The organism is Pseudomonas sp. NPDC096950, from assembly GCF_044762525.1.
In the GTDB taxonomy this organism is placed as follows: Bacteria; Pseudomonadota; Gammaproteobacteria; order Pseudomonadales; family Pseudomonadaceae; genus Aquipseudomonas.
In genome coordinates this window covers 1-5,719 of record NZ_JBIWEL010000049.1, presented here as the reverse complement: position 1 = coordinate 5,719, position 5,719 = coordinate 1, and the positions used below count along the sequence as shown (strand labels likewise).

The 5,719-nt window shown below is 58.3% G+C and carries 4 protein-coding genes; all 4 read right to left on the bottom strand.

The window, feature by feature from the left end; genetic code table 11:
• Positions 1-326 (bottom strand): ATP-grasp domain-containing protein (locus ACIQY3_RS34105; RefSeq protein ID WP_403029039.1); only part of this gene is annotated, 326 nt, incomplete at its 3' end.
• Positions 327-526: 200 nt separating this feature from the next.
• A complete protein-coding gene (gene lpdA, locus ACIQY3_RS34100) occupies positions 527-1,963 on the bottom strand; it encodes a dihydrolipoyl dehydrogenase (protein ID WP_403029037.1) in 1,437 nt (478 codons plus the stop codon).
• A gap of 98 nt (positions 1,964-2,061) precedes the next feature.
• Positions 2,062-3,285, bottom strand: coding sequence for a 2-oxoglutarate dehydrogenase complex dihydrolipoyllysine-residue succinyltransferase (gene odhB, locus ACIQY3_RS34095; protein WP_054049461.1), 1,224 nt, complete (start codon positions 3,283-3,285; stop codon positions 2,062-2,064).
• Positions 3,286-3,327: 42 nt separating this feature from the next.
• Positions 3,328-5,719: 2-oxoglutarate dehydrogenase E1 component (locus tag ACIQY3_RS34090; RefSeq protein WP_403029033.1), on the bottom strand; the 2,392-nt coding region annotated here is incomplete at its 5' end.

Genomic DNA, 5,719 nt, shown 5'->3' with positions numbered 1-5,719 from the left:
TACAGCTCGTTAGCGATATCAGTGCACGATTCAACCAGGATCTTGGTGACTGGCTGACCATTGGCATCAGTCTGGTAAGTCACCAGACGCTTGCCCAACCACTGTTGAGCGAATGCTTTGGCGTCTTCTTTGCTGCGAACCAGCTTAACGCCGCCCGCTTTACCGCGACCACCTGCGTGAACCTGGGCTTTGACAACCCATTCGGTCCCGCCGATTTTGTCGCACGCTTCTGCTGCTGCTTCCGGGGTGTCTACGGCGAAACCCTGGGATACTGGCAGGCCGTACTCAGCGAACAGCTGCTTACCCTGATACTCGTGAAGATTCATGCTTATTACCGTCTTCGTTAGGTACTGCGCATTCGGTGCTGCACTCGTTCAAGTGCCGCACCACCTGTGACTGCTGCTTGCGTAGGTGTTCCGGATAACCGGTGAGACTACGCAAGGCTGCGTCCGGCGGACATTCCGCGGTGAGTCTTGCACGCAAGGCTCACGACGGGCCTTCCGCCGTGGTTTCTTATTGTCTTGTCTTAACGCTTCTTGCGGTTGGCGATGTGAATGGCGCCGCCATTCACTGCCAGAGCAGCTTCGTGCAAGGCTTCGGACAGGGTCGGATGGGAGAAAACCATCATGCCCAGGTCTTCGGCACTGGTGCCGAATTCCATACCGATCGCGCCCTGCTGAACCAGTTCTGCAGCGCTCGGGCCAATCACGTGGACGCCCAGTACGCGGTCAGTCTTGGCATCAGCAATGACTTTCACGAAACCGCCGGTGTCGTTGGCTGCCATGGCACGGCCACTGGCTGCGAACGGGAAAGTGCCGACGTTAACTTCAACGCCTTCAGCTTTCAAGGTTTGCTCGGTTTTACCGACCCACGCGATTTCCGGGTGAGTATAAATAACAGACGGGATCAGGTCATAGTTGATCTGGGCTTTGTGGCCCTTGATGCGTTCTACAACCATGATGCCTTCTTCGGACGCCTTGTGCGCCAGCATCATGCCGCGAACCACGTCACCGATTGCGTAAACGCCCGGCACGCTGGTAGCGCACTGGTCGTCAACGAAAACGAAACCACGTTCGTCGATGTTCACACCGCTGTCAGCTGCCAGCAGCTCGGTGGTCACTGGACGGCGACCAACGGCAACAATCAGCTTGTCGAACGTGATGTTCTGTTCGCCGTTGGCATCGGTGTAGTTCACAACGACTTCGTCGCCGTTCACTTTGGAACCGGTGACGCGAGCGCCCAGCTTGATGTCCAGACCTTGTTTGGTCAGGGTCTTGAAGGCTTCTTTCGAAACAGCTTCGTCAGCGGCTGGCAGGAACTTCTCCAGCGCTTCCAGAACCACGACTTCGGAGCCCAGGCGGGACCAGACCGAACCCAGTTCCAGACCGATCACGCCAGCGCCGATCACGCCCAGACGCTTAGGTACGGCCGCGAATTCCAGTGCGCCGGTCGAATCGACGATGACGTTCTGGTCAACCGGAGCCGGTGGAATGTCGATCGGACGCGAACCGGAAGCCAGGATCACGTTCTCGGCTTCGATGATTTCAACGGTGCCGTCTGGCTTGGTCAGCTCGACTTTCTTGCCGGCCAGCAGTTTGCCGTGGCCTTGCAGGGAAGTAACGCCGTTAGCCTTGAACAGGGTAGCAACGCCAGAGGTCAGGCCTTTGACGATGTTGGCTTTACGGCCAACCATTGCTGCCACGTCCATGGTCACGCCAGCGTGATTGATACCGTGGATCGCGAAGCCTTCTTTGGCTTCCTTGTATTTCCAGGAGCTGTCCAGCAGCGCCTTGGATGGAATGCAGCCGACGTTCAGGCAAGTACCGCCCAGAGCCAGTTTGCCTTCCTTGTCGGTGTATTTCTCGATGCAGGCAGTGCTGAGACCCAGTTGCGCTGCTTTGATGGCAGCCACGTAGCCGCCAGGGCCCGCACCGATCACTACTACGTCAAATTTCTGCGACATTCAAAAAATCCTCTTTTGGCAACAAGCTTGAAGCCGCAAGCCTCAGGCCAAGCTGCAATTGCTTGCAGCCTGAAACCTGAAACCTGCAGCCGCTTCTATCAGATATCCAGCAGCAAACGAGCCGGGTCTTCCAGCAGGTTCTTGATGGTAACCAGGAAGGTCACAGCTTCTTTGCCATCGATCAGACGGTGATCGTAGGACAGAGCCAGGTACATCATCGGACGGATAACGACCTGACCGTTGATCGCCATAGGGCGCTGCAAAATGTTGTGCATGCCCAGGATGGCCGCTTGCGGCGGGTTGACGATCGGAGTCGACATCATCGAACCGAAGGTACCACCGTTGGTGATGGTGAACGTACCACCGGTCATTTCGTCCATCGACAGCTTGCCGTCACGCGCCTTCTTGCCGAAAGCGGCGATGCCGCCTTCGATTTCAGCCAGGCTCATCAGTTCGGCGTTACGCAGGACCGGTACAACCAGGCCGCGGTCGCTGGAAACAGCCACGCCGACGTCGGCATAACCGTGGTAAACGATGTCAGCACCGTCGATCGACGCGTTGACAGCCGGGAAGCGTTTCAGCGCTTCGGTGGCAGCCTTGACGAAGAACGACATGAAGCCCAGGCGTACGCCGTTGTGGGACTTCTCGAACAGGTCCTTGTACTTCGAACGCAGGGCCATGACTTCGGTCATGTCGACTTCGTTGAAAGTGGTCAGCATCGCCATGTTCGACTGGGCTTCTACCAGACGCTTGGCAACGGTGGCCCGCACGCGGGTCATCGGTACGCGCTTCTCGATGCGGTCGCCAGCGGCGAACACAGGAGCGGCGGCAGCCGGAGCGGCAGCCTTGGCAGGTGCGGCAGCCGGAGCGGCTTTCTTGGCAGCAACAGCGGCGACGACGTCTTCCTTGGTCACACGACCGCCTTTGCCGGTGCCGGCAACGGAAGCGATGTTGATGCCGTTTTCTTCAGCCAGCTTGCGAGCAGCCGGTGCAGCAACAGGATCGTCTTCGCCTTCGGCAGCCGGGGCAGCAGCTTGTGCAGCGGCCGGAGCAGCGGCAGCAGCCGGAGCGGCAGCAGCAGCGCCGCCCTCTTCGATCGAGCCCAGGACTTCGTCGGACAGAACGGTGTCGCCTTCGTTCTTGACGATTGCGCCCAGCACGCCGTCGGCGGTGGCCAACACTTCCAGTACCACTTTGTCGGTTTCGATATCGACGATCAGGTCATCACGCTTGACGGCGTCGCCTGGTTTTTTGTGCCAGGTGGCAACGGTGCCATCGGCAACCGATTCCGGGAAAGTGGGGGCTTTGATTTCGATAGCCATTATCTGTGGGTCCTTAAATTCGGTTTCAGGTGCGCGAAGGCGTTAAACAGTAAAGGCGTCTTGCAACAGTTTTTCCTGCTGCTCAGCGTGCATCGATGCATAACCACAAGCAGGTGCAGCGGAAGCATCACGGCCGGCGTACTCGAGAACGAGTGCCTTGTTGTGATTGCCCACGATGCGGCGCATGTGGTGTTGGCTGCAGTACCAGGCACCCTGGTTCATCGGCTCTTCCTGACACCAAACGATATGTTTGAGGTTGGTGTACGGAGCCAGGACTTCGTTCAAGTCGTCCTCAGGGAATGGGTACAGCTGCTCGATACGCACGATGGCGATGTCATCACGACCTTCGGCACGGCGTTTTTCCAGCAGGTCGTAGTAGACCTTGCCGCTACACAGAACAATGCGCTCGACCTTTTTCGGGTCCAGTGCATCGATTTCCGGGATAACGGTCTGGAACGAACCTTCGGCCAGATCTTCCAGGGTCGATACGGCAAGCTTGTGACGCAACAGCGACTTCGGAGTCAGAACGATCAACGGCTTGCGCAGCGGGCGAATCACCTGACGACGCAGCAAGTGGTAGATCTGGGCCGGCGTGGTCGGTACCGCTACCTGAATGTTGTGCTCGGCGCACAGTTGCAGGTAACGCTCCAGACGTGCCGAAGAGTGCTCCGGACCCTGACCTTCATAACCGTGCGGCAGCAGCATGGTCAGACCGCAGAGACGGCCCCACTTGTGCTCGCCACTGGTGATGAACTGGTCGATAACCACCTGGGCACCGTTGGCGAAATCGCCGAACTGGGCTTCCCAGATCACCAGCGCCTCAGGCGTGGTGGTCGAGTAACCGTATTCGAACGCCAGTACGGCTTCTTCGGACAGGAACGAATCGTACAAGTCGAAACGTGGCTGACCTTTGTACAGGTTCTGCAGCGGAATGTAGCTGCCGGTGTCTTTCTGGTTGTGCAACACAGCGTGGCGGTGCGAGAACGTACCGCGGCCGATGTCCTGACCCGTCATGCGGATCGGGTGACCTTCGAACGCCAGGGTCGCGTACGCCATGGTTTCGGCGTAACCCCAGTTGATCGGCAGGCCGCCGACTTGCATTTTCTGACGGTCTTCGTAGATCTTCGAGACCTGGCGCTGAACCACGAAGCCTTCTGGAATTTCCAGCAGCTTGGCAGACAGTTCCTGCAAGGTTTTCAGATCGAAACGCGTGTCGTGACGTGCAGTCCAGGCGTGGCCCAGGTACGGACGCCAGTCCACGAACAACTCTTTGTTCGGCTCTTTGACCAGGCTTTTCACAACATGCAGACCGTTGTCCAGCGCGTTGCGGTATTCGTCGATCTTGGCCTGTACGCGTGCATCATCAACCACACCGGCCTGGGTCAGGCGTTCGGCGTACAGCTCACGAGTGGTGCGCTGCTTGGCGATCTGCTGGTACATCAGAGGCTGGGTGCCGCTAGGCTCGTCAGCTTCGTTGTGGCCGCGACGACGGTAGCAGACCAGGTCGATTACCACGTCACGCTTGAACTGCATGCGATAGTCGATGGCCAGCTGGGTCACGAACAATACGGCTTCCGGATCATCACCATTTACATGGAGGATCGGCGCCTGGATCATTTTCGCGACGTCGGTTGCGTACTCGGTGGAACGCGAGTCCAGCGGGTTGCTGATGGTGAAACCGACCTGGTTGTTGATCACGATGTGCACGGTGCCGCCGGTTTTGAAACCGCGGGTCTGCGACATCTGGAAGGTTTCCATCACCACGCCCTGACCGGCGAATGCCGCGTCACCGTGGATGGAGATCGGCAGGACTTTTTCACCGGTAGGGTCGTTACGACGATCCTGACGGGCACGGACCGAACCCTCGACCACTGGAGAAACGATTTCCAGGTGGGACGGGTTGAAGGCCATGGCCAAGTGAACTTCACCGCCGGTGGTCATGACGTTGGACGAGAAACCCTGGTGATATTTAACGTCACCGGAACCCAACTCGACCTTCTTCTTGCCTTCGAACTCGTCGAACAACTCGCGCGGGTTCTTGCCGAAGGTGTTGACCAGCACGTTGAGACGGCCACGGTGGGCCATGCCGATCACGATTTCCTTGGTGCCGTAGGAGCCGGAACGCTGGATCAACTCGTCGAGCATCGGAATCAGGCTCTCGCCGCCTTCCAGACCGAAACGCTTGGTACCCGGGTATTTGGTGCCCAGGTATTTTTCCAGGCCTTCGCCGGCGGTGACGCGTTCGAGCAAATGGCTCTTGATGTCGGCGGAGTACGTCGGACGACCGCGCACGCTTTCCAGACGCTGCTGGAACCAGTGGCGCTGCTCGGAATCGGTGATGTGCGTGAATTCAGCGCCGATGGTGCGGCAATATGTCTGCTGCAACGCTTCGTGAATTTCGCGTAGGCTCGCCTCCTCTTTGCCGATGAACAGG

Excerpts from the sequence above, each read along its gene's own strand:
- lpdA (WP_403029037.1), bottom strand. The coding sequence starts at position 1,963 with ATGTCGCAGAAATTTGACGTAGTAGTGATCGGTGCGGGCCCTGGCGGC.
- odhB (WP_054049461.1), bottom strand. The coding sequence starts at position 3,285 with ATGGCTATCGAAATCAAAGCCCCCACTTTCCCGGAATCGGTTGCCGAT.